This is a genomic window from Pseudomonas sp. 15A4 (genome assembly GCF_016925575.1).
In the GTDB taxonomy this organism is placed as follows: domain Bacteria; phylum Pseudomonadota; class Gammaproteobacteria; order Pseudomonadales; family Pseudomonadaceae; genus Aquipseudomonas.
In genome coordinates this window covers 4486583-4512327 of record NZ_CP068986.1, presented here as the reverse complement: position 1 = coordinate 4512327, position 25745 = coordinate 4486583, and the positions used below count along the sequence as shown (strand labels likewise).

The 25745-nt window shown below is 59.5% G+C and carries 31 protein-coding genes and 1 pseudogene; 23 read left to right on the top strand and 9 right to left on the bottom strand.

Annotation, left to right across the window (positions count from 1 at the left end):
- Positions 1-2: 2 nt before the first annotated feature.
- Complete coding sequence (locus JN403_RS19950) at positions 3-1241, bottom strand: FAD-binding oxidoreductase (RefSeq protein ID WP_205487553.1); 1239 nt, start codon at positions 1239-1241, stop codon at positions 3-5.
- A gap of 169 nt (positions 1242-1410) precedes the next feature.
- Between JN403_RS19950 and JN403_RS19945 the strand changes: the two genes are divergently transcribed.
- On the top strand, positions 1411-2442 hold the full coding sequence (locus tag JN403_RS19945) for an Ldh family oxidoreductase (protein ID WP_205483998.1): 1032 nt from the start codon (positions 1411-1413) through the stop codon (positions 2440-2442).
- Positions 2443-2605: 163 nt separating this feature from the next.
- Complete coding sequence (locus JN403_RS19940; protein WP_205487708.1) at positions 2606-2854, top strand: hypothetical protein; 249 nt, start codon at positions 2606-2608, stop codon at positions 2852-2854.
- Between the two features lie 40 nt (positions 2855-2894).
- On the opposite strand, the gene JN403_RS19935 is transcribed toward JN403_RS19940, so the two are convergent.
- Positions 2895-3050: a hypothetical protein gene (locus JN403_RS19935; RefSeq protein ID WP_205483997.1), complete on the bottom strand. Its 156-nt coding sequence runs from the start codon at positions 3048-3050 to the stop codon at positions 2895-2897.
- 193 nt (positions 3051-3243) lie between these two features.
- Here JN403_RS19935 and JN403_RS19930 point away from each other — a divergent pair, with 193 nt between their 5' ends.
- The 3 genes from JN403_RS19930 to map all read left to right on the top strand — a co-directional run bounded on the left by JN403_RS19930 (position 3244) and on the right by map (position 4716).
- Entirely contained in the window at positions 3244-3594 is a 351-nt protein-coding gene (locus JN403_RS19930) for a helix-turn-helix transcriptional regulator (protein WP_122538217.1), read from the top strand.
- 85 nt (positions 3595-3679) lie between these two features.
- Complete coding sequence (locus tag JN403_RS19925; protein WP_205483996.1) at positions 3680-3934, top strand: ParD-like family protein; 255 nt, start codon at positions 3680-3682, stop codon at positions 3932-3934.
- Positions 3931-4716: a type I methionyl aminopeptidase gene (map, locus tag JN403_RS19920; protein WP_205483995.1), complete on the top strand. Its 786-nt coding sequence runs from the start codon at positions 3931-3933 to the stop codon at positions 4714-4716. The genes JN403_RS19925 and map overlap by 4 nt, the downstream gene beginning before the upstream one ends.
- 229 nt (positions 4717-4945) lie before the next feature.
- Here map and JN403_RS19915 read toward each other — a convergent pair whose 3' ends face one another.
- From JN403_RS19915 to JN403_RS19900, 4 genes are all read right to left on the bottom strand, one after another.
- The gene (locus JN403_RS19915) at positions 4946-5215 is read right to left on the bottom strand and encodes a hypothetical protein (protein WP_122538689.1); all 270 of its coding nucleotides are present in this window, start codon (positions 5213-5215) and stop codon (positions 4946-4948) included.
- An 83-nt stretch (positions 5216-5298) separates the two neighbouring features.
- The gene (locus tag JN403_RS19910; RefSeq protein ID WP_122538223.1) at positions 5299-5523 is read right to left on the bottom strand and encodes a DUF6555 family protein; all 225 of its coding nucleotides are present in this window, start codon (positions 5521-5523) and stop codon (positions 5299-5301) included.
- Positions 5524-6008: 485 nt separating this feature from the next.
- Positions 6009-7058, bottom strand: a complete 1050-nt coding sequence (locus JN403_RS19905; protein WP_205483994.1) for an endonuclease/exonuclease/phosphatase family protein — start codon at positions 7056-7058, stop codon at positions 6009-6011.
- Positions 7059-7130: 72 nt separating this feature from the next.
- The gene (locus JN403_RS19900) at positions 7131-7382 is read right to left on the bottom strand and encodes a DUF1654 domain-containing protein (protein ID WP_122538227.1); all 252 of its coding nucleotides are present in this window, start codon (positions 7380-7382) and stop codon (positions 7131-7133) included.
- A 217-nt stretch (positions 7383-7599) separates the two neighbouring features.
- On the opposite strand from JN403_RS19900, the gene JN403_RS19895 reads away from it, so the two are divergent.
- Both JN403_RS19895 and JN403_RS19890 read left to right on the top strand, forming a co-directional pair.
- Positions 7600-7824, top strand: coding sequence for a YgdI/YgdR family lipoprotein (locus JN403_RS19895; RefSeq protein WP_037010898.1), 225 nt, complete (start codon positions 7600-7602; stop codon positions 7822-7824).
- Between the two features lie 138 nt (positions 7825-7962).
- Positions 7963-10584: a PAS domain S-box protein gene (locus JN403_RS19890; protein WP_205483993.1), complete on the top strand. Its 2622-nt coding sequence runs from the start codon at positions 7963-7965 to the stop codon at positions 10582-10584.
- A 68-nt stretch (positions 10585-10652) separates the two neighbouring features.
- Here the strand turns inward: JN403_RS19890 and JN403_RS19885 are convergent, their stop codons facing one another.
- Positions 10653-11324, bottom strand: coding sequence for a lipopolysaccharide kinase InaA family protein (locus tag JN403_RS19885; RefSeq protein ID WP_205483992.1), 672 nt, complete (start codon positions 11322-11324; stop codon positions 10653-10655).
- A gap of 116 nt (positions 11325-11440) precedes the next feature.
- Between JN403_RS19885 and JN403_RS19880 the strand changes: the two genes are divergently transcribed.
- From JN403_RS19880 to JN403_RS19830, 11 genes are all read left to right on the top strand, one after another.
- Positions 11441-11677 carry a hypothetical protein gene (locus JN403_RS19880; RefSeq protein WP_205483991.1) on the top strand — a complete coding sequence of 79 codons (237 nt, stop codon included), beginning with the start codon at positions 11441-11443 and terminating at the stop codon, positions 11675-11677.
- Between the two features lie 19 nt (positions 11678-11696).
- Positions 11697-11960, top strand: coding sequence for a DUF1652 domain-containing protein (locus JN403_RS19875; RefSeq protein WP_205483990.1), 264 nt, complete (start codon positions 11697-11699; stop codon positions 11958-11960).
- 243 nt (positions 11961-12203) lie between these two features.
- Positions 12204-13163 carry a sugar ABC transporter substrate-binding protein gene (locus tag JN403_RS19870; protein WP_122538237.1) on the top strand — a complete coding sequence of 320 codons (960 nt, stop codon included), beginning with the start codon at positions 12204-12206 and terminating at the stop codon, positions 13161-13163.
- A gap of 89 nt (positions 13164-13252) precedes the next feature.
- Complete coding sequence (locus tag JN403_RS19865) at positions 13253-14803, top strand: sugar ABC transporter ATP-binding protein (RefSeq protein WP_205483989.1); 1551 nt, start codon at positions 13253-13255, stop codon at positions 14801-14803.
- Entirely contained in the window at positions 14800-15798 is a 999-nt protein-coding gene (locus JN403_RS19860; protein WP_172613085.1) for an ABC transporter permease, read from the top strand. Before JN403_RS19865 ends, JN403_RS19860 begins: the two co-directional genes overlap by 4 nt.
- Position 15799: 1 nt before the next feature.
- Complete coding sequence (locus JN403_RS19855; RefSeq protein WP_122538243.1) at positions 15800-16822, top strand: LacI family DNA-binding transcriptional regulator; 1023 nt, start codon at positions 15800-15802, stop codon at positions 16820-16822.
- Positions 16823-16869: 47 nt separating this feature from the next.
- Positions 16870-17832: a ribokinase gene (rbsK, locus tag JN403_RS19850; RefSeq protein WP_205483988.1), complete on the top strand. Its 963-nt coding sequence runs from the start codon at positions 16870-16872 to the stop codon at positions 17830-17832.
- Positions 17805-18215, top strand: a complete 411-nt coding sequence (gene rbsD, locus JN403_RS19845; protein ID WP_205487551.1) for a D-ribose pyranase — start codon at positions 17805-17807, stop codon at positions 18213-18215. The genes rbsK and rbsD overlap by 28 nt, the downstream gene beginning before the upstream one ends.
- Before the next feature lie 42 nt (positions 18216-18257).
- A complete protein-coding gene (locus tag JN403_RS19840) occupies positions 18258-19286 on the top strand; it encodes a nucleoside hydrolase (protein ID WP_205483987.1) in 1029 nt (342 codons plus the stop codon).
- Positions 19287-19349: 63 nt separating this feature from the next.
- Complete coding sequence (locus JN403_RS19835) at positions 19350-19655, top strand: hypothetical protein (RefSeq protein WP_122538251.1); 306 nt, start codon at positions 19350-19352, stop codon at positions 19653-19655.
- A 207-nt stretch (positions 19656-19862) separates the two neighbouring features.
- Positions 19863-20201 (top strand): I78 family peptidase inhibitor, encoded by a 339-nt coding sequence (locus JN403_RS19830; RefSeq protein ID WP_205483986.1) that lies wholly within the window; start codon positions 19863-19865, stop codon positions 20199-20201.
- Between the two features lie 71 nt (positions 20202-20272).
- Here JN403_RS19830 and JN403_RS19825 read toward each other — a convergent pair whose 3' ends face one another.
- Complete coding sequence (locus JN403_RS19825; protein ID WP_065991529.1) at positions 20273-20485, bottom strand: cold-shock protein; 213 nt, start codon at positions 20483-20485, stop codon at positions 20273-20275.
- Positions 20486-20782: 297 nt separating this feature from the next.
- Positions 20783-21097 carry a hypothetical protein gene (locus tag JN403_RS19820; protein WP_172611732.1) on the bottom strand — a complete coding sequence of 105 codons (315 nt, stop codon included), beginning with the start codon at positions 21095-21097 and terminating at the stop codon, positions 20783-20785.
- A 389-nt stretch (positions 21098-21486) separates the two neighbouring features.
- Between JN403_RS19820 and thrS the strand changes: the two genes are divergently transcribed.
- From thrS to pheS, 5 genes and pseudogenes are all read left to right on the top strand, one after another.
- Entirely contained in the window at positions 21487-23409 is a 1923-nt protein-coding gene (thrS, locus tag JN403_RS19815) for a threonine--tRNA ligase (RefSeq protein WP_122538259.1), read from the top strand.
- Positions 23409-24001, top strand: a pseudogene (infC, locus tag JN403_RS19810) (translation initiation factor IF-3). The gene thrS and the pseudogene infC overlap by 1 nt, the downstream one beginning before the upstream one ends.
- Positions 24002-24018: 17 nt before the next feature.
- Positions 24019-24213, top strand: coding sequence for a 50S ribosomal protein L35 (gene rpmI, locus JN403_RS19805; protein ID WP_003442181.1), 195 nt, complete (start codon positions 24019-24021; stop codon positions 24211-24213).
- 28 nt (positions 24214-24241) lie between these two features.
- Positions 24242-24598: a 50S ribosomal protein L20 gene (gene rplT / locus JN403_RS19800; RefSeq protein ID WP_007905879.1), complete on the top strand. Its 357-nt coding sequence runs from the start codon at positions 24242-24244 to the stop codon at positions 24596-24598.
- Positions 24599-24701: 103 nt separating this feature from the next.
- Positions 24702-25718: a phenylalanine--tRNA ligase subunit alpha gene (gene pheS / locus JN403_RS19795; protein WP_065991532.1), complete on the top strand. Its 1017-nt coding sequence runs from the start codon at positions 24702-24704 to the stop codon at positions 25716-25718.
- The last annotated feature ends 27 nt before the right edge of the window (positions 25719-25745 follow it).

Genomic DNA, 25745 nt, shown 5'->3' with positions numbered 1-25745 from the left:
GTTTACCCGAATCGGTCCGGGCTGTAAGGCGCGGGATCGGTAAAGGGCTTGGCGCCGCTCATCATCTCCGCCAGCAATCGACCGGTCACCGGGCCCAGAGTCAGACCGTGGTGCGCGTGCCCAAAGTTGAACCACAGCCCTTTGTGCGACGCCGCCGGTCCAATGACAGGGCGCATGTCCGGCAAACAGGGCCGACGCCCCAGCCACGGTTCGGCATCCAGCCGCTCGCCCAACGGATAAAGCGTTCGGGCGATGGCCTCGCAGCGGCGCAGCTGGATCTCGTTGATGGGCGCGTCGGGTGCGGCGAACTCGACGCCTGTAGTCAGTCGGATACCCCGCGCCATGGGCGCCAGCACATAGCCCGCCTGGGCATCGATGATCGAGTGCTGCAACGGCTCATTTGGTTTTGCTGCGTAATGCATGTGATAGCCGCGCTTGATCCCCAGGGGAATGCGGTATCCAAAGCGGGCGGTCACCTCCGTTGATTGCGGCCCCAACGCGACCACTGCGTTTTGCGCCCGCATCAGCCCCTCGCGGGGCTCTACCTGCCAGCTGTCGTCGTGCTGACGAAGACTGCGCGCGTCACCCTTGAGCAACAGGCCGCCGCGCTCAACGAACAACGCCGCATAACCGCGGACCAGTGCACCGGGATCGATCACGCTTTTCGGGTCAAGCCAGTGGATGGCGCCCAAGGCCCCGATCAGATGCGGCTCGCGATCGCGCAACTGGCTTGCATCAAGCACCTCATAACGCAGCCCGTGACGGTCGTAAGTGCGAGCATCGGCCACTGCCAGATCAAATTCCCCTCGGTCGCGATAGCACTCGATCCAGCCCTTGGCGCGGATCAGCGAGGTCATGCCTGAGGCCTCGGCCAGCAGGTCATGCTCACTGACGCAGCGTTCGATCAGCGGCAGCATTGCGCGGCTCGCGCTGGCCAGTTTGTCGGGCGAGGAGTTCTGCCAGTACTGAAACAGCCAGGGCGCGATCGTTGGCAGCCAGGCCGGGCTGAACCGCAGGGAAGACTGCCGGTTGAGGGCATAACGCGCCAGCCGCGACCACTCACGGGGAAAGGCGTACGGGACGATGCTGGAGCGCTCGATCAAGCCGGCATTGCCATGACTGGTGCCAGCTCCTGGCTCATCACGGTCCAGCAAGACCACCCGCTGGCCTGCCGCTTGCAGGTGCAGCGCAGAACAGACGCCGATGATACCGGCGCCGAGGACGACGGTCTGGCAATCAATGGTTGGGGAATCCATGGTGAGATCCTTGTTCGGTTGAGGGCAGGGCAGCCACTGCAGCAGGCCCGCAGTTTACCGGCTTGTTGCTGGGCATTACTCTTCAAACGAGCGTCTCCAGACACCTGTCTTTTCTGTTCCGCTTCCACATCCAATAATCACAAAGGAGCTTCAGATGCCTTCGATGCACGACAGCCAGACCACCCGGACAATTTCCTTTGCCGATCTGACAGAGCTGCTTCGGCAGATCTTTGTGCGCCATGACACCTCGCCCGAGGTGGCGCGGGTACTGGCCGCCAATTGCGCGGCCGCCGAGCGCGACGGGTCCCATAGTCATGGCATCTTCCGCATCAAGGGTTATCTGTCGTCGCTGGCGGCGGGTTGGGTCGATGGTCAGGCTGAGCCAAAGGTCGAAGACGTCGGCGCGGCGTTTGTGCGCGTCGATGCCATGGGCGGCTTTGCCCAGCCGGCGATGCAGGCGGCGAAAGCCCTGGTGATCGAAAAAGCGCGAAACGCCGGGATCGCCATTCTGGCCATCCGCAACTCCCATCACTTCGCCGCGCTGTGGCCGGACGTCGAGCCGTTCGCTCAGGAAGGGCTGGTGGCGTTGAGCGTGGTCAATAGCATGACCTGCGTCGTGCCCCACGGTGCGCAAAAACCCTTGTTTGGCACCAACCCTGTCGCCTTCGCCGCGCCACGCGCTGAGGGTCAGCCCATCGTGTTCGATATGGCCACCAGCGCCATCGCCCACGGCGACGTGCAGATTGCCGCCAGAGAGGGGCGCATGCTGCCGCCGGGAATGGGCGTCGATCGCAACGGCGCGCCGACCGAAGACCCGAAAGCCATTCTCGACGGTGGCGCGTTGCTGCCGTTCGGAGGTTACAAGGGTTCCGCGCTGTCGATGATGGTGGAGCTGCTGTCAGCTGCACTCACGGGCGGCAATTTCTCGTTCGAGTTCGATATGTCCACGTCGCCCGGGGCGCAAACCCCGTGGACCGGCCAGGTCATCATCGTCATCGATCCGGACAAGGGCAGTGGTCAGGCATTCGCCGAACGCAGCGAGGAACTGGTCCGGCAGATGCACGGCGTCGGCCAGCAGCGCATGCCGGGTGATCGCCGCTACCGCCAGCGTGAACAGTCATTGAAGGAGGGGATTGTGTTGGCGGCAGATGACCTTGATCGGCTCGAGGCGCTGGCACGGATTTAAGCGTCTGGCTTCAGGATCGGCGCCGTTTGGCGCCAGAAAGGCAGGCGTGAGTGATCACACTGTCGAACCTGATCGCCATGACCATTCGTCGCGACAGGACTTGCGCTCGGGGTTCGTTGAAAATACTGTATGTTTAAACAGTATCGAGAAGAAGAGCGCGATCATGCAAACCAATCAATCCAACACCCGTCCGGAATTCTCTGCGCAGAAGAACGAGTCGTCGTTCAGCAGTGTGTGGGGCAACGAGATGCAGCGTGAGGATTTTCTTGCCCTGGCATCAGGACTTCGCCAGTTCAGCGCCAGTCAGGCCGACCTGGCATTCGCGCCACCTAGCGCAGGCTACGCGACAGGCTATGCAATGGCCCATGCAAGCAGCTCTGGAAATGAGCAGGGTCAGCTCGCGGGGGAGTGATGTGAGGGCGCGTGCTCCACGCAACACGGCCACAATCGATTCAGGGCTTGAATCGCACCAGAACCGGGACGGGCGTTTGACCGCGCACTGTGTCGTCTGCGTCAGGCTGACGCGATTTACCGGTGCGAATCATGGCCAGCGCAATCAAGGTGCCGACGGCCGATAGCGCCAACCAACCCAGTAAGAAAGAAATCATCGTCTGGTTCTCCGAACTACAGAAATCGGGCTGCCATTCGAAAAGAATAGCGGTACATCAGAACCTATCGGCCACGAAGGGGATTCCTTGAGCCGTCAATTCGGAAGATTGACCAAATGGGCCCAAGGGCGCAACTCCCTCGGACCAATGGGGTCTTGCTCTTTGAACATAGTCAATTTCAGGACCCTCGTTTATGAAAGATCTCGGCTCACGTCTGAAAGAAGAACGCAAACGGCTCGGGCTGTCGCAACAGGACTTCGGTTCCATTGGTGGCGTAGAGGCCAATGCCCAAGGCAAGTACGAGAGCGGTGAGCGCATTCCGCGCTCCGATTACCTGGCGGCGCTTGGCAAAAAAGGCATTGACGTCATGTACGTGTTGTCGGGTGAGCGGACGCCCATCGCCACCGATACACTGAACGAGGCAGAGCGGGCGGTCATTACTCATTACCGGGCGCTTAGCGAAGACGACCGCGAGGCGATTTCGCAATTGGCCACGTCGCTTTCCGAGTGCGCGACCGAGTTCTCCCAATCGCGCTCGGCGTAAGGACGTTTGTCTCAAGAGATGCCCGCAGCGGTTGCGTGAAAATATATGAAACGTATATGCTCCGTATATACTTCGCGAGGTCGCTATGGGACTGGTAAAAATTTCCGAACAGATGCACGCCAACATTCGCTGCGCCAGCGCGGCCCTGAGCCGCTCGATCAATGCTCAGGCCGAACACTGGATGCGGGTGGGCATGTTGGCCGAGCTGCACCCCGGTCTGAATTACAGCGAGATCTGCCAGTTGCTGATTCGCGCTGAGACGTCCGGCGGCGCCGTGTTGATCCTTCAGGCCTGCGACCTCGTACCGGATCTTGCTCCGGCCAGGGCGGTGTCCCAGTGAGCATTACTATCAAGACTGAAACCGACCTGGTCGGCCTGCGTGTGGCAGGGCGTCTGGCCGCAGATGTATTGGCGATGATCGCGGAGCACGTCAAGCCAGGCATAAGCACCGAGGCGCTGGATGACATTTGCAACGCCTACATCGTCAACGAGCTGAAAGTGATTCCTGCCAACGTCGGTTACCACGGGTTCACCAAAACGACCTGCATCTCGCCCAACACGGTCGTCTGCCACGGGATTCCTTCGGCGGATGACGTGCTCAAGGATGGCGACATCGTCAATATCGACGTCGCGGTCATCAAGGATGGCTGGTACGGCGACACCAGCCGTATGTACTACGTCGGCGAGGTCAGCCCGCTCGCCCGGCGCCTTGTCGAAACCACGTACGAGGCCACGCTGGCAGGCATACACGCAGTGAAACCCGGTGCGACGTTGGGCGACATCGGTCACGCCATTCAGAGCGTGGCATACCGCGAAGGCTTCAGCGTGGTGCGCGAATACTGCGGGCATGGCATCGGTCGCAAATACCACGAAGAACCTCAAGTGCTGCACTACGGCGCAGCGGGCAAGGGGCTGAAACTCAAAACCGGTATGGTCTTCACCATCGAGCCGATGATCAACGCCGGCAAGCCGGGCACTTATGTGCTGGAAGACGGGTGGACAGTGCTCACCCGGGATCAGTCATTGTCGGCGCAGTGGGAACACATGGTGGCGGTGACGGAGACCGGCTTCGAGCTGCTGACCCCATGGCCGGATGGCACCGGCGATTATCCGGCGGTCTGAGCGCAGGCGATGGGTGCAAAGCCTGGCGACAGGGTCTGGACGCATGAAGTCACAAAAGCGGGCGTGACGAAAACAAGACCTGGCTTGTAGGCTTGTTCTCGTTCCCCTGTGGTGCTGCTTCCTGACAGGCTTAGGATGATCAGTGCAGGTAGCGCCAGGGGAGAACACCACTTTATCGAACACCTGAAAAAACCGGCCTTGGCCGGTTTTTTTGTTGCCTGCGCAAAACTTACTGTTTAGAAGGCTCAGCTTCAAGTTGCTTGGCAGCCACGACGCCGGAGGAACTCAGTTTTACGGGGTACTTCAGCGTGCGATCCCCGTCGGCGGGGCGGTTAACGCAACCGTCATGAATCAACCCGGCCTGTTGCAAATGCTCAAGGGTGTCTGCAACGGCGTTCTCCCCTCGGTAGTTGTCCAGAATTTCCTTACCCAGGCCTGCCGGGTGGGCATGCAGCAATCGGGTCAGGACTTCCTGCTTGAGTGCGTTATCGATGGTCATGTTTACCTCGCTTTGCTGGTGTAATGAGCGCTGCTTGTAAATTCCGACCACGTGAATCCACGTTTGTTTGCTGTTTTCCTCGATCAGGTGCGTTTCCATTGCACCTGTGTGACGCCCAGTCCCTCGGCGTAAAGCAGCGCACGTTTCACCGGGCCCGCGCAGATGTGGCCCTCGACCGCGCCCACCCCTGCATGCAAAGTCGCGAAATGCAGCGCGTCACTGTCGCAAAGATGGTTTCCCTGGTGGTTGAATCGCCGCGGCTCACCTTGAAACCAGTAATGAATTTCAAAATCCTTATAGTCATTCATTTGTCTCAGCCTGTGGAGGCGTGCGGTGACGCCGGTTGAGTGAGTACTTCCTTCACGTGCCTGACAGCATGGAGGTCGACTGCATCGTCGGTACCTTCACTTCAAGATGGATACAGGCTGATCAAATCCCGATGGCGTTGAATCCTAATGCCTTTTGACCGGGGCGGGACGTCCGCCAACAGGTTGCGGAGCGGCTGGCCCGGCAGAGAATTACACACCTTCGTGAGCGTTTAAAATCGCTCGCCGATGGGCGGCCATGTGCCATATCGATATGGATATTGGCCATGCATCCAAAAGCATTGAATGAATAAAATGAGTCCCCTCGGAGCCTGGATTTACCCATCTGAGGAAGAGCTTGCACGAGGGCTGGATCCTGCAATCCGACGCGTAAATAACTCAAGCGGTCATTCGTTTTTAACAGCTATCCGTCGCCTGCCACTGTGTGCCTGGCGACGGAAACATGGACTCGTGTCTGCCGCTGCGGATCAATGGCAGTTGCCGGCCAAGTGGTAATGCTGCGCTTCGGCTGCCGCCGGGCTTTTGAACTCAACCCGATTTTTCTCGGCGATCGCATTGTACGAAGGGCAGTCCGGGCGGTGGTAAACCAGGGTCTTCTTGTTGCCGCGAATCGCCAGCGTCAGGTTAGCTGCACTGCCGCCGGCACTCGCAACGGGCTTTGTTGAATTGCTCGCAGTGGGCCGGGCCTGCGCCGTGATGGCAGACGCGCTGGCCGTCCCGTGGGCGCCGCTCAAACTGGCGCTGAGAAAAATCGGTGCGTGGTCGGACACGCTGTCACGGCCCTTGGCGTGTGTCAGGCCGAGGAATTTCGGGTAATCGAACACCTCGACCTTGTTCACCCGGATCGCCGACTGCTTGCTGATGAAGATGTTGTCGTAAAGGTTGGCGAATTTGCCATCCTCGGTAGACAGCGTGCTGGCGCCATCAAGTACCAGCGGCCTGGCGCTGCTGTCGAGCTTGTCCCACGCGGGCGAGTTGGGCGGGGTGTTGAAGTCGCCCATCAACATGATCTGGTTGTTGCCGGGGTAGGTCCCCTGCAGCCAGGTCCAGTAATTGGACAGGGCGACGATCTCCGAAGCGCGATCCGCCTGGTTCTTGCCGTACAGGATGTGCACAGTAGCAACGACAAAGGTCTTGCCGTCCTTGAGCGACCGGAACTGCGCGGAGTACGGCTCGCGTTCGAAGGTATCGGTGCGGTCGAGGTAGCTCACGGCGCCGTCCTCATAGGCAACGGCGTCATCCCGCCAGACGAATCCGTACATTTCCTTGTAGGAAGAGCGGCCGACGGCATGGGAAGCCATTGAACTCCAGTGCTTGCCCGTCTGCCGAGTCAGCTCCTTGGCCAGCGCCTCCAGCGCGTCTTCGCTCATCAGCTCCTGAACGGCGAGAAAGTCGACCTTCTGCGCGACCTTGGCGATGCCCTGAAAGTCCTTGTTCGGGCGCACGCTCAAGTGCTCCAGGTTCCAGGTGCCAATGTTGACGTCAGCAGAAGCGGTTTGCAGAAAGGTAAAAGCCAAAAGCAGTGCGACACAAAATCTAAGCATGTTTTCCAACTGGGTAGTTCATCAAGGGGTGGGGCGGTTTGCAGGTCAATCTTCCTTGGGCACTGTCCAGAAAATCTGCACACCGCCGTCGTCTCGCCAGGCCAGGGTCACGTTGTCGTTCTCGTCGATCTCTTCCAGCAACTGTTTCCAGTCGTCCTCAAGCTCGTCCGCCAGCCGAAAAATCAGTGCCGCGCGGGCTTTCTGCGCGCTCTGGGAATTGATGATTTTCTGCACCCGCACGGCCATGCGCTCGTAGTGCCCTGGCGATGCTGCGGTTGCTGCATGGGTGTCAGACATGAAGTGACCCTCCTGTTCGCTGTATGCGCATACAGTATTTGAGTGTCGGACGTTTCGCAACTACGGATCAGACAAAAACCGTGATTGACTCAAGTCGCTGATTTTTCGTCTGATTGTTCGGGCCGCGAACCAAAGTTGATCCGGCTGATCTGATCTGCTACACGACGATTCAGCGCTCAAGCGCACTGCACACGAGTCATGCAAACCAGGAGGCTTTATGAAGATTCAATCATTGCTGATGCCGGTCGCGTTCGCCTGCTGTGCAGCGTTGGCAGGTTGCTCCACGTCCACCGTGGTTACCCTGCAAAACGGTACCCAGTACGTAACCAAGGATGCGCCAAAGACCAAGAGCAAAGACGGCTTTTATGAGTTCGAAGACATCTCCGGCAAAACCATCCGCGTTCGCGCTGACGAGGTAGCCACCGTCAAAGAAGAGGATTGAGCCACGCCAGGGCCCGACTGGCATGGCCACCGGGCCCGGCTGTATGCAAAGTCGTGCCAATCTGAGTGGAACATATTCGCATTAACGTCGCTCTAAACGAGGCTATCTGCTCACGATATTTCCTGTCAGGCCCTAATTATGGATACCCCACCCAACACCGGGTTCAGCGCAGCACCCCTGCGTTTCCTTGCCAACGGCGGTGCGGTCGGTGATCTGCTTCAGTCCTCATTGCTGGACGGCTCGCCCCTCGGCCAGCCCTCTGACTGGCCGGACAGTCTAAAAGCCCTGATGGGCACGATTCTCCCTGTGCAGGCGCAGATCGTGCTCTTCTGGGGGCCCGATTTCGTGGCGCTCTACAACGACGCCTATGCGCCAAGCATCGGAGAGAAACATCCCCGCGCCCTCGGCCGTCCCGCCATCGAGAATTGGCGCGAGCTATGGGACGACCTCGAGCCGCTGCTGCGTGGCGTAAGGGAAACCGGGCAAACCTTTGCTGCCAAAGATCGCCCGTTCTATATCGAGCGGCACGGTTACGGTGAGACCGTCTACTTTGACGTCTCTTATTCTGCGGTGCACCAGAACGATGGATCCGTCGGAGGCGTGCTTTGCATTGTCACTGAAACCACCGAACGCGTTCATTTCGAGCGTCGTCAGGCGCTGCTGCTTGAGCTGGGCCAGGCTTTTCCGTCCATTCACGACCCCGAGCAGATCGAAGCGGACCTCATACGGCGTATCGGTGGCGAGCTGGGCGCAGCCCGTGTCCATATCGCAGAGGCTGACGAGGTCGGTGAGTTCGGCCTGCGCCGTGAATACCGGCAAGGTGATGTGACAGCTCGATCAGGGCTGATCTCTGTCGGTGATGACACCTGTTCGGCGTTGCGTCAGGGTGTCACCGTGCAAGCGGCGACAAATGCCGATCCTGTTCTGGCCAACTCGTACGCCGGCGCTCTTCAGCCAGACGGCACGGCGAGTCTGGTCGTACATGTCCCGCTGATGCGCCATGACACGTTGGCCGGGGTGTTTACGGTCGAGTTCGAAGGGCTGCGGGTATGCAGCCCCCATGACATCCATATCATCGAAGAAGCGGCCAAGCTGGGCTGGCAGTGGATCAACCACATGCGGTCCGAAGCGGCGCTACACGCCAGTTCCGCGCAACTTGCCGGAATGTTCGAGCAGGCGGGCGCCGGGATTGCGCTGTGTGATCGCCGAGGCGTCTTCCAGCAAGTCAATGATCGCTACTGCGAGATCATGGGGCTGCAACGTCAGATGATTGCCGGCCGCTCGATCCTCGAGTTACAGAAAGACTTGCCAGCCAATTCGCAGCCGATGTTCTACGAGACATTCCTGACCGCCGAAGCGCCCTTTGAGCTGACCCAGCACCATGTCCTCGCAGACGGCTCCGTCGTCTGGGTGCAGACCCACGTGACGCCGCTGCTCGACGCGCAACAACACCTCAGCGGCTTGCTGTTTGTTTGCGTCGACATCACCGCGCGGGTTGGCGCCGAACATCAGTTGATCGAACTCAACGAGAGTCTCGAACAGCGCGTCGCCACGATAGTGGCCGAGCGAGAGGCGGCCATTTCTCTGCTGCACGAGTCGCGCAAGATCGAAATGGTCGGTCAGTTGGGCGGCGGCATCGCCCATGACTTCAATAACCTGCTGACGCCGATCATGACATCGCTGGAGTTGCTGCGGCGCCAGCCTGTCAGCAACGACCGCTCCCATCGGTTGATCGACGCTGCGCTGCAAGCGGCGGATCGCGCGCGAATCCTGGTAGGTCGTCTGCTGACCTTTGCCCGCAGGCAGACCCTCAAACCTCAAGTCGTGGCGCTGGACAGCCTGGTCAACGATATGCGCGACCTCATCCAGCGTTCGCTGGGGCCGACCATTGAAGTCATCGTCGAGATCCCGCCAGGATTGCCGAACATCCTCATCGATCCCCATCAGCTTGAGTTAGGCGTGCTCAATCTCGCGGTCAATGCGCGTGACGCAATCGCCGAACGCGGCTACTTGAAGATCAGTGCCTGCTCCGAGGTGGTCGCCGACGGTGCGGGCCTGGGTCCATCGCCGGCGCACGGTTGCTACGTCAGGCTGACGGTAACGGATAACGGCAGCGGCATGAGCGAGGACATATTGCAGCGCTGCGTTGAGCCATTCTATTCAACCAAAGGCGTCGGCAAGGGCACCGGCCTGGGGCTGTCGATGGTGCAAGGGCTGGCCCTGCAATCCGGGGGCGGATTTGACATTCAGTCGGCGCCGGGTCTTGGTACGCGGGTCGACATCTGGCTGCCGATTTCCAGCGCCGATCTACAGACACCGGCAGCCGGCGATGTCGATGCAGACCCGGCGCCTGGCGCGGATCATCCCTTTCACGTGCTGGTGGTGGATGACGAAGAACTGGTCCGCTACACCGTTGCGCTGCAACTGCGTGACCTGGGCTATCGGGTGACCGAAGCGGCGTCGCCCTCTGCTGCCGAACAGATGGTCAGCGCAGGCTTGCGGCCGGACGTACTTGTCACCGATCAACTGATGGCGGAGAAAAGCGGCACGCAGCTCGCCCTGAGTCTGCGCGAAGTCCTGCCTGCGCTGCCGGTGCTGATTGTCACCGGTTACACCAGCGAATCGTCCAAGCAGATTGCCGGTTTCGAGATGCTGGCCAAGCCCTTCAGCCGTGCCGATATCGCGACCAAAGTGGCGCAGGCGATCAGCGATCGGCGGGTGCCGGCGTTGATCAGGGAGCAGGCCGGTCACGCCTCTTGATGGGTTGAGCCCTTCACGCTGAGCCCTTCATGCCAGGTACCGAATGGCATGAAGGGCGGCTGCGTCGTCTAGATGGCTCGGCCGATGGCCTGCTCGTAGCACGACAGAAAGTACTGCCATTGGGACTCATCCCAGAATGAATGCCTTCTGAGCTGCGGAATGTCGTGACGGGCGGCACCCATCGCGGTGATTCGCCCGTGGGATTTTTCCAGATCCAGCAGCGCCAGTTCGAAATCAAAGCGCGTGTCAGTGACGGTCGCCTTGATGAAAATGTGCTTGGAGCGCATGCAGCCGTGCTGCCACTTGCCCAGGTGCATCTTCGCCAGCGTTTCAGCCAGACGCTTGAAGAGTCGCTGATGTTGCTCGGTGCTCAGCGTGGCGGCGCCGCCCTGTGCATTCCAAGTGTCGAGATCGATGAAGCCACCCAGATCCTTCGTGACCAGAACGCCTTGCCAGACGCCGGCAACCTTGCGAGCGCCATAAAACACAGGACGTGGCGCGTTGATGCCAAGCTCTTCAAGTTTTGTCAGCGCGATGCCTTCACGCAGGGCAGTCGGGCGCCCGGTGGGGTAGCGCAAACTGCGAAACAAATGGCCGGTCTGGCGTTTGACGTAGAACGTCTTGCCATCGTGAACCACGCGCTGCACGCCGCTGGTCCCGCTGCGGCGTACATTCGGCGGCTCGACCCACGGGCCTGACGTGCCCCACCAGAACTCAAACTCGTTGTTGCCCCGACCCATCTTGCGCTCCAAATACTGTAGAAAGCTTGCTTGTGCAGCGACTGCCATGTTGCAGTGCGAGCCACTCTGGCCGTCCCGCGCGTGATAAGTTCACTGCGGCGCAAGCATATTGGCTAATGGCCATTTCCGAGGCGCTCAGCTTACTGATTTGTTTCCTGCATGACGCCGTCAAACCCGTGCTATTTACGCCATCCAACCGGCTGAAACCGCAGCGTTCGGCGGCGCGCTGTCGCGAAGGTAATCCTCTTGAGAATTCAGGGCACGCGTACCCGGTGATCTGCGTCACGTCCGTTCGTCCCATTAATGACAAACTCGTGGAATTGCTGGCACCGGTCGACATCCACCGTGCATAACTAAATAAGGAAATTTGCCATGATCTCCACACTTGAACTCTGCCATATCGTCGAATCAGGCTTCCTGCCTGCCAAGTGCAAGTGCACCATCGATGCCAACGATCAAATAATGGTGCAGATATTTGATCGCGAAAGGGGCCACGCCGACCTCCTGGCCGGGGGTATTCCGGTCAGCTCGCTCAACTCCAGCCGCGCCATCGCCAATCTGATCGCCATTCTCAAAGAAGATCTGAAGCTCCACGCTGCCGGTCGACGTCCAACCGCCCGTCAGGAACGTGCTTGACTTAATCTGCTCAAGTGATCGTTCCTTTCTATCCTCCGGTTCAGGGCGCAGGTCACCAGCGTCGCCACGGCAATCGGAGGAGCAGGGCGATCCATGGCCCGCTCTAAAATTCGTGCTTTACTGAGTTGACAAACGCCCTGGCGCTTCCCATAGTTTCGTCCACGCAAACGTTTGCGATTCCGTCGATCCGTCACTGACGCGTAAACGCTGCCGATAACAACAATCATAATGTCGGAGTGATCCATGAAGCTGCCATTCGCTGCACGTCTTCTTGCTGTTGCCATGCTTACCGCTTCTGCTGCGTCCCTGCCTCTCTCATCTGCCTTTGCCGACGACGCGAAAAAGCCGACCGTTGCGCTGGTGATGAAATCCCTGGCCAATGAATTCTTCCTGACCATGGAAGACGGCGCCAAGGTGTATCAAAAAGAGCATTCCGCTGACTTTGACCTGATTTCCAACGGCATCAAGAACGAGTCCGACACGGCCGCGCAGATCGACATCGTCAACCAGATGATCGTCAAGAAAGTCGACGCGCTGGTCATTGCCCCGGCCGATTCCAAGGCCTTGGCGTCGGTCTTGAAAAAGGCCATGGACGCGGGCATCAAGGTCGTCAACATCGACAACCAGCTGGACGCCGACGTGCTGAAAAGCAAAGGCATGGAAGTGCCTTTCGTAGGCCCGAACAACCGCAAGGGCGCCAAGCTGGTGGGCGACTACCTGGCCAAGCAGCTGACGGCGGGTGCTGAAGTCGGGATCATCGAAGGCGTGCCGACCACCACCAACGCGCAGCAACGCACCGCGGGCTTCAAGGACGCGATGGACGCTGCGCAGATGAAGATCGTTTCCACGCAGTCCGGTAACTGGGAAATCGACAAGGGCAATGCGGTGGCGTCCGCCATGCTCAACGAATACCCGAACCTGAAAGCGCTGCTGGCCGGCAACGACAGCATGGCGCTCGGCGCGGTCTCGGCCGTCCGTGCGGCAGGCAAGGCGGGCAAGGTTCAGGTCGTCGGCTACGACAACATCAACGCCATCAAGCCGATGCTCAAAGACGGCCGCATTCTGGCCACCGCTGACCAGTTCGCGGCGCGTCAAGCCGTGTTCGGTATCGACACCGCTCTGAAAATGGTCAAGGGCGAGAAGCTCGAGATCACCAACGGCGTGATCGAGACCCCGGTCGAGCTGGTAACCAAGCCGCAGTAAGCCGGCCTGGTTGCTCAGTCAACACATTCCAAACCCGCAGTTCCAAATATGTACCGCCTGCCCGTGAGGGCAGGTGCGTGGAGATCGTTATGTCAGCGTCTGCTCAGGCCGCTGTTCTATCTGTCAGTGGTATTGGCAAAACCTACGCCCAACCCGTACTCGGTGACATCGACCTGACGCTTATGCGTGGGGAAGTGCTGGCCTTGACCGGGGAAAACGGCGCGGGCAAAAGCACGCTGTCGAAAATCATCGGCGGGCTGGTCACGCCGACCACCGGACAGATGCAATTTCAGGGGCAACCCTACCAGCCTGCCAGTCGCACCCAGGCCGAAAAGCTCGGCGTGCGCATGGTCATGCAAGAACTCAATCTGCTGCCGACGCTGTCGGTGGCGGAAAACCTGTTTCTCGACAACCTGCCCAGCCGCGCCGGTTTCATCAATCGTCGCAAGCTGCGCGAAGAGGCGATCAAGGCCATGGCCCAGGTCGGCCTTGAGGCCATTGACCCGGATACGCTGGTCAGCGAACTGGGCATCGGCCATCAGCAGATGGTCGAAATCGCCCGCAACCTGATCGGCGACTGCCATGTGCTGATTCTCGACGAGCCGACGGCGATGCTGACGGCGCGTGAGGTGGAAATGCTCTTTGAGCAGATCACTCGTCTTCAGGATCGCGGCGTTTCCATCATTTACATCTCCCACCGCCTGGAAGAACTGGCCCGCGTCGCCCAGCGCATCGCGGTACTGCGCGACGGCAAGCTGGTCTGCGTCGACTTCATGGCCAACTACAACAGCGAGCAACTGGTCACGTTGATGGTTGGCCGTGAGCTGGGCGAGAAGATCGATCTGGGCGAGCGTAAGATTGGCGCAGTGGCGCTGTCGGTCAAAGGCCTGAATCGCGCTGACAAGGTCCGCGACGTTTCCTTTGATGTCCGGGCCGGTGAAATCTTCGGGATTTCCGGGCTGATCGGTGCCGGGCGTACCGAGTTGCTGCGGCTGATCTACGGCGCGGACGTGGCCGACAGCGGCAGCATTGCAGTGGGCAGCCCCCTGCGCAGCGTGCAGATCAAGTCGCCGGTGGACGCCGTGGGTCATGGCATCGCCTTGATCACCGAAGACCGCAAAGGCGAGGGCCTGCTGCTGTCGCAATCGATCAGTGCCAACATCGCGCTGGGCAACATGGAGGCCATTTCCAGTGCCGGCGTGGTCAACGGCAATTCGGAGATCGCTTTGGCTCAGCGTCAGGTAGGCGCCATGCGCATTCGCAGTTCGAGCCCGACGCAACTGGTGTCGGAACTGTCGGGCGGCAATCAGCAGAAGGTCGTGATCGGCCGCTGGCTGGAGCGCGATTGCCAGGTGATGTTGTTCGACGAGCCCACGCGCGGCATCGACGTCGGCGCCAAGTTCGACATCTACGCGCTGCTGGGTGAACTGACCCGCCAGGGCAGGGCGCTGGTGGTGGTCTCCAGTGATCTGCGCGAGCTGATGCTGATCTGCGACCGCATCGGCGTGCTGTCTGCCGGGCGCCTGATTGACACCTTCGAGCGCGACACCTGGACCCAGGACGAACTGCTTGCCGCTGCCTTCGCGGGCTATCAAAAACGTGACGCGCTGCTGTCTGAAGCCGCGCCCAGGATCGACTGATGAAAACTTCTACTTCTCCTGCCGCGCTGCCGTCTCCGGGCAAGCGCAGCGGCAACTACTTCGGCCTGGGCACCTACCTCGGGCTGGCAGGCGCACTGCTGGCGATGATCGTGTTGTTCTCGTTGCTCAGCGATCATTTCCTGTCGTACGAAACCTTCAGCACGCTGGCCAACCAGATTCCCGACCTGATGGTGCTGGCGGTCGGCATGACCTTCATCCTGATCATCGGCGGCATCGACCTGTCGGTGGGTTCGGTGCTGGCGCTGGCTGCTTCGGCGGTCAGTGTGGCCATGCTCGGCTGGGGCTGGGGCGTGTTTCCGTCGGCGTTGCTGGGCATTGCCTGCGCAACGGCGGCCGGTACGCTGACCGGCTCGATCACCGTGGCGTGGCGCATTCCTTCGTTTATCGTTTCCCTCGGCGTGCTGGAAATGGCCCGCGGCGTGGCATACCAACTGACCGACTCGCGCACTGCGTACATCGGTGACTCCTTTGCGTGGTTGTCCAATCCCTTCGCATTCGGTATTTCGCCTTCGTTCGTCATTGCCCTGATCGTCATCTTCGCCGCCCAGGCCGTGCTGACGCGCACCGTGTTCGGCCGCTACCTGATTGGCATCGGCACCAATGAGGAAGCCGTGCGTCTGGCGGGGATCAATCCCAAGCCCTACAAGATCCTCGTATTCTCGCTGATGGGCCTGCTGGCCGGCGTTGCCGCGCTGTTCCAGATTTCACGCCTGGAAGCGGCGGACCCTAACGCCGGTTCCGGCCTTGAGCTGCAAGTGATTGCTGCAGTGGTCATCGGCGGCACCAGTCTGATGGGCGGGCGCGGTTCGGTGATCAGCACCTTCTTCGGCGTGCTGATCATCTCGGTCCTGGCGGCAGGGCTGGCACAGATCGGCGCGACCGAACCGACCAAACGCATCATCACTGGCGCCGTGATCGTCGTCGCTGTGGTCCTCGATACGTACCGCAGCAATCGCGCGCGGCGGCGCGGCTGACATGGCAACCATCAAGGACGTAGCGGCGATTGCCGGGATTTCCTACACCACGGTGTCTCATGTCCTTAACCGCACCCGACCGGTCAGTGAAGAGGTGCGTAAAAAGGTCGAAGCCGCCATCGTGCAGCTGGATTACGTGCCCAGCGCCGTTGCGCGGTCGCTCAAGGCCAAGGCCACGGCGACCATCGGCCTGTTGATTCCCAACGGCATCAACCCGTACTTCGCCGAACTGGCCCGGGGCATCGAGGATTACTGCGAGCGCAACGGCTTCTGCGTGATCCTCTGCAATTCCGATGACAACCCCGACAAGCAGCGCAGCTACCTGCGTGTGCTGCTGGAAAAACGCGTCGACGGCCTGATCGTCTCGTCGGTCGGCGGCGGTGACAGCCTCGTCGAGGGCTTGTCCGCAGTTCGCACGCCTTTGGTCATCGTCGACCGGGACCTGGACGGAGTGACGGCTGATCTGGTGCGCATCGACCACGAGTTGGGCGCGTACCTGGCGACGTCGCATTTGCTGTCCCTCGGCCACCGGCACATCGCCTGTATCTGCGGCCCGGCCCAGACCAGCGTGGCGAAGATGCGTCTGGCGGGGTATCACCGGGCGATGCAGGAAGCTTCGGTCGACGTGCCGGAAAGCTGGGTGGTAGAAAGCGATTTCACCGGCCCCAGTGGCTATCTTGCTGCGGTGAAACTGCTGGAGCGGGATCCGCCGACCGCCATTTTCGCGGCCAACGACATGGTCGGTATCGGCGTATTGCGCGCCGCCGCCGAGCGTAACGTGCGGGTCCCGGCCGATCTGTCGGTCATCGGCTTCGACGACATCCAGATGAGCCAATACGTTTACCCGGCCCTGACCACCGTCGGCCAATCCATTCTGCAACTGGGCGAGCGCGCTGCCGAGATGCTGCTGCGGCGGATCTCCTCGCGGGGCGAAACCGCTGTCGAACACCTGGTCGTTGCGCCGAGTATCGTGCTGCGCGAATCCACGGCGCCTCCACCCCAGGTATTTACCGAATTTCGTTAAGCCGAGCGCTCCGCCCGGTCTAGAAAGCGTTCTGAAGAGTAGACGTCATGCAAGCAAAAGTAGTGATAGTGGGCAGCCTGAACATGGACCTGGTGACGCGCGCGCCGCGTTTGCCCCGGGCCGGAGAAACATTGGCCGGGCAGTCGTTCGTCACCGTGCCGGGCGGCAAGGGCGCCAATCAGGCGGTGGCGGCGGCGCGACTGGGCGCCAGTGTCGCCATGATCGGTTGCGTCGGCGATGATGCTTACGGCGAACAACTTCGCACCGCGCTGCTGGCCGAAGGCATCGATTGCCAGGCAGTGACCCGCGTCACCGGCGAGTCCACCGGCGTCGCATTGATCGTCGTTGATGACAACAGCCAGAACGCAATCGTCATCGTGGCGGGCGGCAACGGCCACGTCACCGCCTCCGTGGTGGACAGCTTCGATGCGTTGCTGTCCGGTGCCGACGTCATCATCTGCCAGCTTGAAGTGCCGCTCGACACGGTCGGCCACGTCCTCAAGCGCGGCCACGAACTGGGTAAGACCGTCATCCTCAACCCGGCGCCGGCCAGTGGCCCGCTGCCGGCCGAATGGTTCGCCTGGATCGATTACCTGATCCCGAATGAAAGCGAGGCCACCGCGCTGACCGGTTTGCCAGTCGACAGTACCGCCAGCGCAGACGCCGCTGCATCGGCATTGCTGAAAGCCGGCGTCAGCAAGGTGATCGTCACGCTGGGCGAGCAGGGTGCCCTGTTTGCCAGCGCGTCTCGCTCCGAGCACTTCCCGGCGCCAAAGGTCCAGCCCGTTGACACCACGGCGGCCGGCGATACCTTTGTCGGCGGCTTCGCGGCGGCGCTGGCCGATGGCAAATCTGAGTCGGACGCCATTCGCTTCGGTCAGGTCGCTGCGGCGCTCTCCGTTACCCGTTCCGGTGCCCAGCCTTCCATTCCTGACGTTCGCCGAGGTTCAGGTCTCTGCGGCAAACTCCGCTGCACAAGGGCATCAATCATGAAAAAACACCGCTGCTGAATATCGCCCTGTCCCGCGCCATCGCGTCCCTGGGGCACGGTGACATCCTGATGATCGTCGATGCGGGCATGCCCGTGCCGGCCGGCGTCGAGCTGATCGATCTGGCCCTGACCCACGGTGTGCCCGATTTCCTCAGCGTGCTGAATGTGGTGCTGACTGAAATGCAGGTCGAGAGTCATGTCCTCGCTGAAGAGATGCTGTCGAAACAGCCGCCAGCGTTGGCCACCGTTTCGAGCTTGCATGCTTCGGGCAGCCTCGGTGAGCAACGCCTGGTGACTCATGACGCATTGAAACAGCTGAGCCGTGGTGCTCGGGCTATCATTCGCACCGGCGAATGCCAGCCATACACCAACATCGCGCTGGTGGCGGGCGTGGTTTTTTAACGCCGTTTTTTCATCTTTAGCCGTCAGGAACAAGGAGTTCCCATGAACACAACCCGACATTTTTTCACCGGACTGATCAGGAGTGCCGCGCTGTTGGCCATTTTATCCGCCACGTCCGTGCATGCCGCCGAGAAGCGCAACGTGATCATCGACACCGACCCGGGCGCCGACGACGTCGTCGCACTGCTCCTGGCGCTGGCGTCGCCGCAAGAACTCAATGTCATGGCGATCACCACCGTGGCGGGCAACGTGCGCATCGACAAGACCTCCCGCAATGCCAGGCTGGCTCGGGAATGGGCCGGCCGCGAAGAAGTGCCGGTGTACGCCGGTGCCGGCAAACCGCTGGTGCGCACGCCGATCTACGCCGAAAACATTCACGGCAAGGAAGGACTGCCGGGCGTGGAAGTGCATGAGCCGAAGAAGCCGTTGGCTGAAGGCAATGCCGTGCAGTACCTGGTCGACACCCTGAAGAAAGCTGCGCCCCACAGCATCACCATCGCCATGCTCGGGCCGCAGACCAACCTGGCGCTCGCGCTGATTCAGGCGCCGGAAATCACCCAGGGCATCAAGGAAGTCGTGGTCATGGGCGGCGCCCACTTCAACGGTGGCAACATCACCCCGGTGGCCGAGTTCAATATCTACGCCGATCCCGACGCGGCGAAGGTTGTCCTGGCCAGCGGTGTGAAGCTGACCTATGTGCCGCTGGACGTCACCCACAAGATCCTCACCAGTGAAGCGCGTATCAAGCAGATCGATGGCTTGAACAATCAGGCCGGCAAGCTGGTCAGCGGTATCCTCAACGAGTACGTCAAGGCTGACATGGTCCATTACGGCCTGCCCGGCGGGCCGGTGCATGATGCGAGCGTGATTGCCTGGCTGATCAAGCCGGAGCTGTTCAGCGGCAGGCAGGTCAATCTGGTGATCGATAACCGTGAGGGTGTGACCCACGGCCAGACCATTGCCGACTGGTACGACACCCTTGCTCAGAACAAAAATGTGTTCTGGGTGGAAAATGGCGATGCCCAAGGCTTTTTTGATTTGTTGACTCAGCGCCTCGGTCTTCTGAAGTAAATCCGCCGTGCTGCGCCGTGTGGCATCCCGATGCTCGGCGCAGAGCAATCAAGGTGCAAAACCGTGTCTATCGATCTCAATAATTCCGATTCCCTCACCCTCGACGCTGTCCGGCAAATGATCGCGGCTGCGCAGGATGGCGTGCATAACCAGTTGCGCGTCAGCCGGGACGGTCGCGCGTGGATTTCCAGCGACGCGGTGGGCGGCGTGGACATTGGGGGACTGCTGTTTCGTCTGGAGACCTGGGCGGCCGGTTCCGGTTGCGTGGGCCCGGTGGCTGCCAGCGATGCCGTATGGGTGACGCAGATCTACAATGCCCTTCGCGACAACTGGGCCAACCCCACCACGGATTACGTGGACGTCTACTGAGCCGCGCCCATCCCGCTCAATGGGTCCTGCGGGCGCTGTTTTAAACGTTTTGTCACGATTGAATGCGCCGGGCGAGTGACGCTTGGGGCAGACTCCTGCGCTGTCCTCGACAGGGGAGGTTTGCTCGCCCTGGTTTATCCATGGCGAAACGAAGCCGCTCGACCGCTGTCGCAGAGGTTCTGCTTTAGTTAAACGTTAGGAGGTTGTATGCCCTGGAAATACGCATCATCAGGTCTGGTGCTCGCCGCAGCGCTGCTGGCCGGTTGCAGCAGCACGTCGGAGTCTACGAGCCAGCCTGAGGAGAGCGTCGCCAGTTCCCCGGCCAGTTCCGCTGGTGGTTATGCCCGTTGTGACGCGGCAGCGGTGCAGTTCGCTGTTGGCAAGCCGGCGTCAGCGGCATTGCTGGATCAGGCGAAGGCCAAGGCCGGCGCGCAGACCGCCAGGGTGCTCGGGCCCCATGACATCGTGACACTGGAATACCGCTCGGACCGTCTGAACCTCAACACTGACGATTCAGGGAAGGTGAACCGCGTCAATTGCGGCTAACGCTGGCGCATCACGAAATTGCAGGCATAAAAAAACCCCGTCAGTGACGGGGTTTTTTCAGATCGCTGGGATTACTCCGCGCGAACCTGAGCAGCTTGCATGCCCTTTTGGCCTTTCTCAGCCACGAAGGAAACAGTCTGGCCTTCTTTCAAGCTCTTGAAACCGTCGGATTCAATGGCTTTGAAATGTACAAAAAGGTCGTCGCCGCCACCCTGTGGGGTGATGAAGCCGAAGCCTTTTTCATCGTTGAACCATTTTACGGTGCCGGATTGGCGATTAGACATGGTGTATCTCCAGGAACATAATTTTCAGTAGTGCTGTGTTGCTCAGGCCAACTGGGCACACGAGCGCTATCATAGTCGAATTGTGTGAATGCTGGACTTTTTCGATTAGAACTTTGCGTCAGCATCCTCGATATAACGCCCCAAAGGCGCTCCAGAGGCCTGTTTTCCATCATCAACGGGTGCATCGGCAAACCCTTCCGGTATGCCCGAAACCCGCAGAATTCGTGGCCTTCAGCGTGTCAGCCTTGACCCGCTTCTTTACGCCCCGGTGTGGGGCATCAAGGAAATGTAAATTTTTTATTTTTTGCCGTTCAGGCAATTTTTGCTCACCGCAGCCTGTAGGCGAGAGGTCATATCGGTACTGGGAGGCGTCGTTTTGTCATTCAGCGACGCAATCTCCTTGTCGGAGAAGTTCTTGTTGATCTGTTGAGCGCCGCACTCGCAGTGCGCTTTGACTGCACTGGCGTCCATCGATGGATTGCTCTGGGTGGCTGCGGTGGTGCATTCGTTCATGTAGCTGGTCTTGGTTTTCGCATCCATCGCGGCATGAGCGCTGAGGGGCAGTGTCAGGGCCAGCGGGGCGAGAAGGGCGGCAACGCGTAGAAGCTTCATGGTGATTTCCTTTTTGTCGGTGGCCGTCGAGGTGTCAGGCCTTGAACATGTACTACGGATAATCTGAGGTCCTTGAAGCGCACCAGTTCCGTGGCGCTGCTGCGGCTTGGTTCAATTGCTGATCCGCGTGCGACGCCAGCCACCGTTTAGCTGACCCTGCCGAAACGCTGTGATAGCATGCGCGCCTGCAGATTAGCTCGCGTCTCGCGGGGCCCCGGTGCCCTGCTGCAAGTTCTGTCGATTTCGTAAGTTCCAGTCACTCTGGTTCGGTCTTTAGGTTGGCCTTCGGGCTCCTGCCACTGTGAGGCAGGCATACCACCGAATCGCGTACTGGCTCTATCCCACCCACGTGACCTTTGGTAGGGGTCACCACTAGGAGAGGAGGCGCCATGCCAACTATTACTCTTCCCGACGGCAGTCAACGTTCTTTCGATCACCCGGTATCCGTTGCCGAGGTCGCAGCATCCATTGGTGCGGGCCTGGCCAAAGCCACCGTGGCCGGCAAGGTCAACGGTCAACTGGTTGATGCCAGCGACATCATCGACACCGATGCGAGCCTGCAAATCATCACCCCCAAGGATCAGGAAGGCCTGGAGATCATTCGTCACTCCTGCGCGCACCTGGTCGGCCACGCCGTCAAGCAGCTCTATCCGACTGCAAAGATGGTGATCGGCCCGGTCATCGATGATGGCTTCTATTACGACATCGCCTATGAGCGTCCTTTCACGCCGGACGACATGGCGGCGATCGAGCAGCGCATGCAACAGCTGATCGAAAAGGATTACGACGTCATCAAGAAGGTCACGCCGCGCGCGGAAGTGATCGACGTGTTTACGGCCCGTGGCGAAGACTACAAGCTGCGTCTGGTCGAAGACATGCCAAACGAGCAGGCCATGGGCCTGTACTACCACGAAGAATACGTCGACATGTGCCGCGGCCCGCATGTGCCGAACACGCGTTTTCTGAAGTCGTTCAAATTGACCAAGCTGTCCGGCGCCTACTGGCGCGGCGATGCCAAAAACGAGCAATTGCAGCGCGTTTATGGCACGGCCTGGGCCGACAAGAAGCAGCTGGCCGCTTACATTCAGCGCATTGAAGAAGCCGAAAAGCGCGATCACCGCAAGATCGGCAAGCGTCTGGGCCTGTTCCATACCCAGGAAGAAGCGCCGGGCATGGTCTTCTGGCACCCGAACGGCTGGACGCTCTACCAGGTTCTCGAGCAGTACATGCGCAAGACCCAGCGCGAGAACGGCTACCTGGAGATCAAGACGCCTCAGGTCGTCGACCGCTCCCTGTGGGAGAAGTCCGGGCACTGGGCGAACTACGCCGAGAACATGTTCACCACCGAGTCGGAAAACCGCGACTACGCCATCAAGCCGATGAACTGCCCTTGCCACGTGCAGGTGTTCAATCAGGGCCTGAAAAGCTACCGCGAGTTGCCGATGCGTCTGGCCGAATTCGGCGCCTGCCACCGCAACGAACCTTCGGGCGCACTGCACGGCATCATGCGTGTTCGAGCGTTCACTCAGGACGACGCGCATATCTTCTGCACCGAAGAACAAATGCAGGCTGAATCCGCCGCGTTCATCAAGCTGACCATGGCCGTCTACGCCGATTTCGGTTTTAAAGACATCGAAATGAAGCTGTCGACCCGTCCGGAGAAACGTGTAGGGTCCGACGAGTTGTGGGATCGCGCCGAGTCCGCACTGGCTGCAGCCCTTGACAGTGCTGGCCTGCCGTACGATTTGCAACCGGGCGAGGGTGCGTTCTACGGTCCGAAGATCGAATTTTCTCTCAAGGATTGCTTGGGTCGCGTCTGGCAATGCGGTACTCTGCAGCTCGATTTCAACCTGCCGATCCGTCTGGGCGCCGAATTCGTGTCGGAAGACAACGGTCGCAAGCACCCGGTCATGTTGCACCGCGCAATTCTTGGCTCCTTCGAGCGCTTCATCGGAATCCTGATCGAGCATTACGAAGGCGCGTTTCCTGCGTGGCTTGCTCCAACTCAAGCAGTGATCATGAATATCACTGACAAACAGGCTGATTTTGCCCTTGAGGTGGAAAAAACATTGGCGCAAAGCGGATTCCGTGCCAAGTCCGACTTGAGAAATGAAAAGATCGGCTTTAAAATCCGCGAGCATACGTTGCTCAAAATTCCGTATCTCCTCGTGATTGGGGATCGGGAGGTTGAAACGCAAACTGTCGCTGTGCGTACACGTGAAGGCGCAGACCTTGGCTCGATGCCGGTCGCCCAGTTCTCGGAGTTCCTTGCACAAGCGGTTTCCCGGCGTGGTCGCCAAGATTCGGAGTAATTATTATTAAGCGTGAAATGAGACAAGATAAACGAGCTGCACCGAAAGCCCCGATCAACGAGAATATCTCGGCACGTGAGGTTCGTTTAATTGGGGCTGAGGGTGAGCAGCTTGGGATTGTGTCAATTGAAGACGCGCTTCTTAAGGCTGAAGAGGCCAAACTGGATCTGGTGGAAATTTCCGCCGATGCAGTACCCCTGTTTGCAAACTGATGGACTACGGCAAATCGATCTTCGAGAAGAAGAAACAGGTTGCTGCCGCCAAGAAGAATCAGAAGCAGATCCAGGTTAAAGAAATCAAGTTTCGTCCAGGGACGGAGGAAGGGGATTACCAGGTAAAACTACGCAACCTGGTACGTTTCCTGAGTGACGGGGACAGGGCCAAGATTTCCTTGAGATTTCGCGGTCGTGAGATGGCCCACCAGGAGCTGGGGATGGAACTGTTGAAGCGGGTCGAAGCTGACCTGCTCGAATACGGTTCGGTCGAACAGCATCCTAAGATGGAAGGACGCCAGCTGATCATGGTCATCGCCCCGAAAAGAAGAAATAACCACCAGGGCACGGCAGGCCTTGCGGTTATGTTTATCAACTGAATGCGGAGTATCCGAACATGCCAAAGATGAAGACTAAAAGTGGTGCAGCTAAGCGGTTTTTGAAAACTGCGAATGGCATCAAGCACAAGCACGCTTTCAAGAGCCACATCCTGACCAAAATGTCGACAAAGCGTAAGCGTCAATTGCGTGGAAGCAGCTTGCTGCATCCGTCCGACGTGGCAAAAGTCAAGCGCATGCTGCGCCTTTGCTAATTTTGATCAAGAACAGAGGAATTAACTCATGGCTCGTGTAAAGCGTGGCGTCATTGCCCGTAAGCGTCACAAAAAAATTCTGAAACTTGCTAAAGGCTACTACGGCGCGCGTTCACGCGTATTCCGTGTTGCCAAGCAAGCGGTAATCAAGGCTGGCCAATACGCCTACCGTGACCGTCGTCAGAAAAAACGTCAGTTCCGCGCTCTGTGGATCGCTCGTATCAACGCTGGTGCGCGTATCAACGGTCTGTCCTACAGCCGTTTCATCGCTGGCCTGAAAAAAGCGTCGATCGAGATCGACCGTAAGGTTCTGGCTGATCTGGCAGTGAACGAAAAAGCGGCGTTTGCTGCGATTGTCGAGAAAGCTAAAGCCACTTTGGCCTAAGTCCCCGGCAATCACCGGACCCCCTCGGGGTTCGGTGTTAAACGTCATAAATAGGGGAAGAGCCTTGTAAGCTCTTCCCCTATTTTGTATCTGGAGTCTGTACATGGAAAACCTGGACGCGCTGGTCTCTCAAGCACTTGAGGCTGTGCAAAGCGCCGAAGATATCAATGCCCTGGAGCAAATCCGGGTTCTGTACCTTGGCAAGAAAGGCGAATTGACTCAGGTGATGAAGACCCTGGGAAATCTGCCTGCTGATGAGCGCCCGAAAGTCGGCGCGCTGATTAATGAAGCCAAGGAACGTGTCACAGAGGTTCTCAATGCGCGGAAGGCATCGTTTGAGGAGGCCGATCTTGCGGCCAAGCTCGCGGCCGAATCCATTGACGTGACCCTGCCTGGCCGTGGCCAGACCACTGGCGGTCTGCATCCGGTTACCCGCACTCTGGAACGAATCGAGCAATTCTTCACCCACATCGGTTACGGCATCGCCGAAGGCCCTGAGGTGGAAGACGATTACCACAACTTCGAAGCGCTCAACATCCCAGGCCATCACCCGGCCCGGTCGATGCACGACACTTTCTATTTCAACGCGAACATGTTGCTGCGCACCCATACCTCGCCGGTTCAGGTCCGCACCATGGAATCGCAAAAGCCTCCGATCCGCATCGTCTGCCCAGGCCGTGTGTATCGCAGTGACTCCGATATCACCCATTCCCCGATGTTCCACCAGGTCGAAGGCCTGCTGGTCGACCGCGATATCAACTTCGCCGACCTGAAAGGCACCATCGAGGAATTCCTGCGCGTGTTCTTTGAAAAAGAGCTGGCAGTGCGTTTCCGTCCTTCGTATTTCCCGTTCACCGAGCCTTCGGCCGAAGTCGACATGGAGTGCGTGATGTGCAGCGGCAAAGGCTGCCGCGTGTGCAAACAGACCGGCTGGCTTGAAGTCATGGGCTGCGGCATGGTCCACCCGAACGTGCTGCGCATGTCGGGCATCGATCCGGAAGAATTCCAGGGCTTCGCCTTCGGCATGGGCGTAGAACGTCTGGCGATGCTGCGCTATGGCGTCAACGACTTGCGCCTGTTCTTCGACAACGACTTGCGGTTCCTCGCGCAATTTCGCTAGGTCGCCCGTAACGAATTCTTTAGGAGA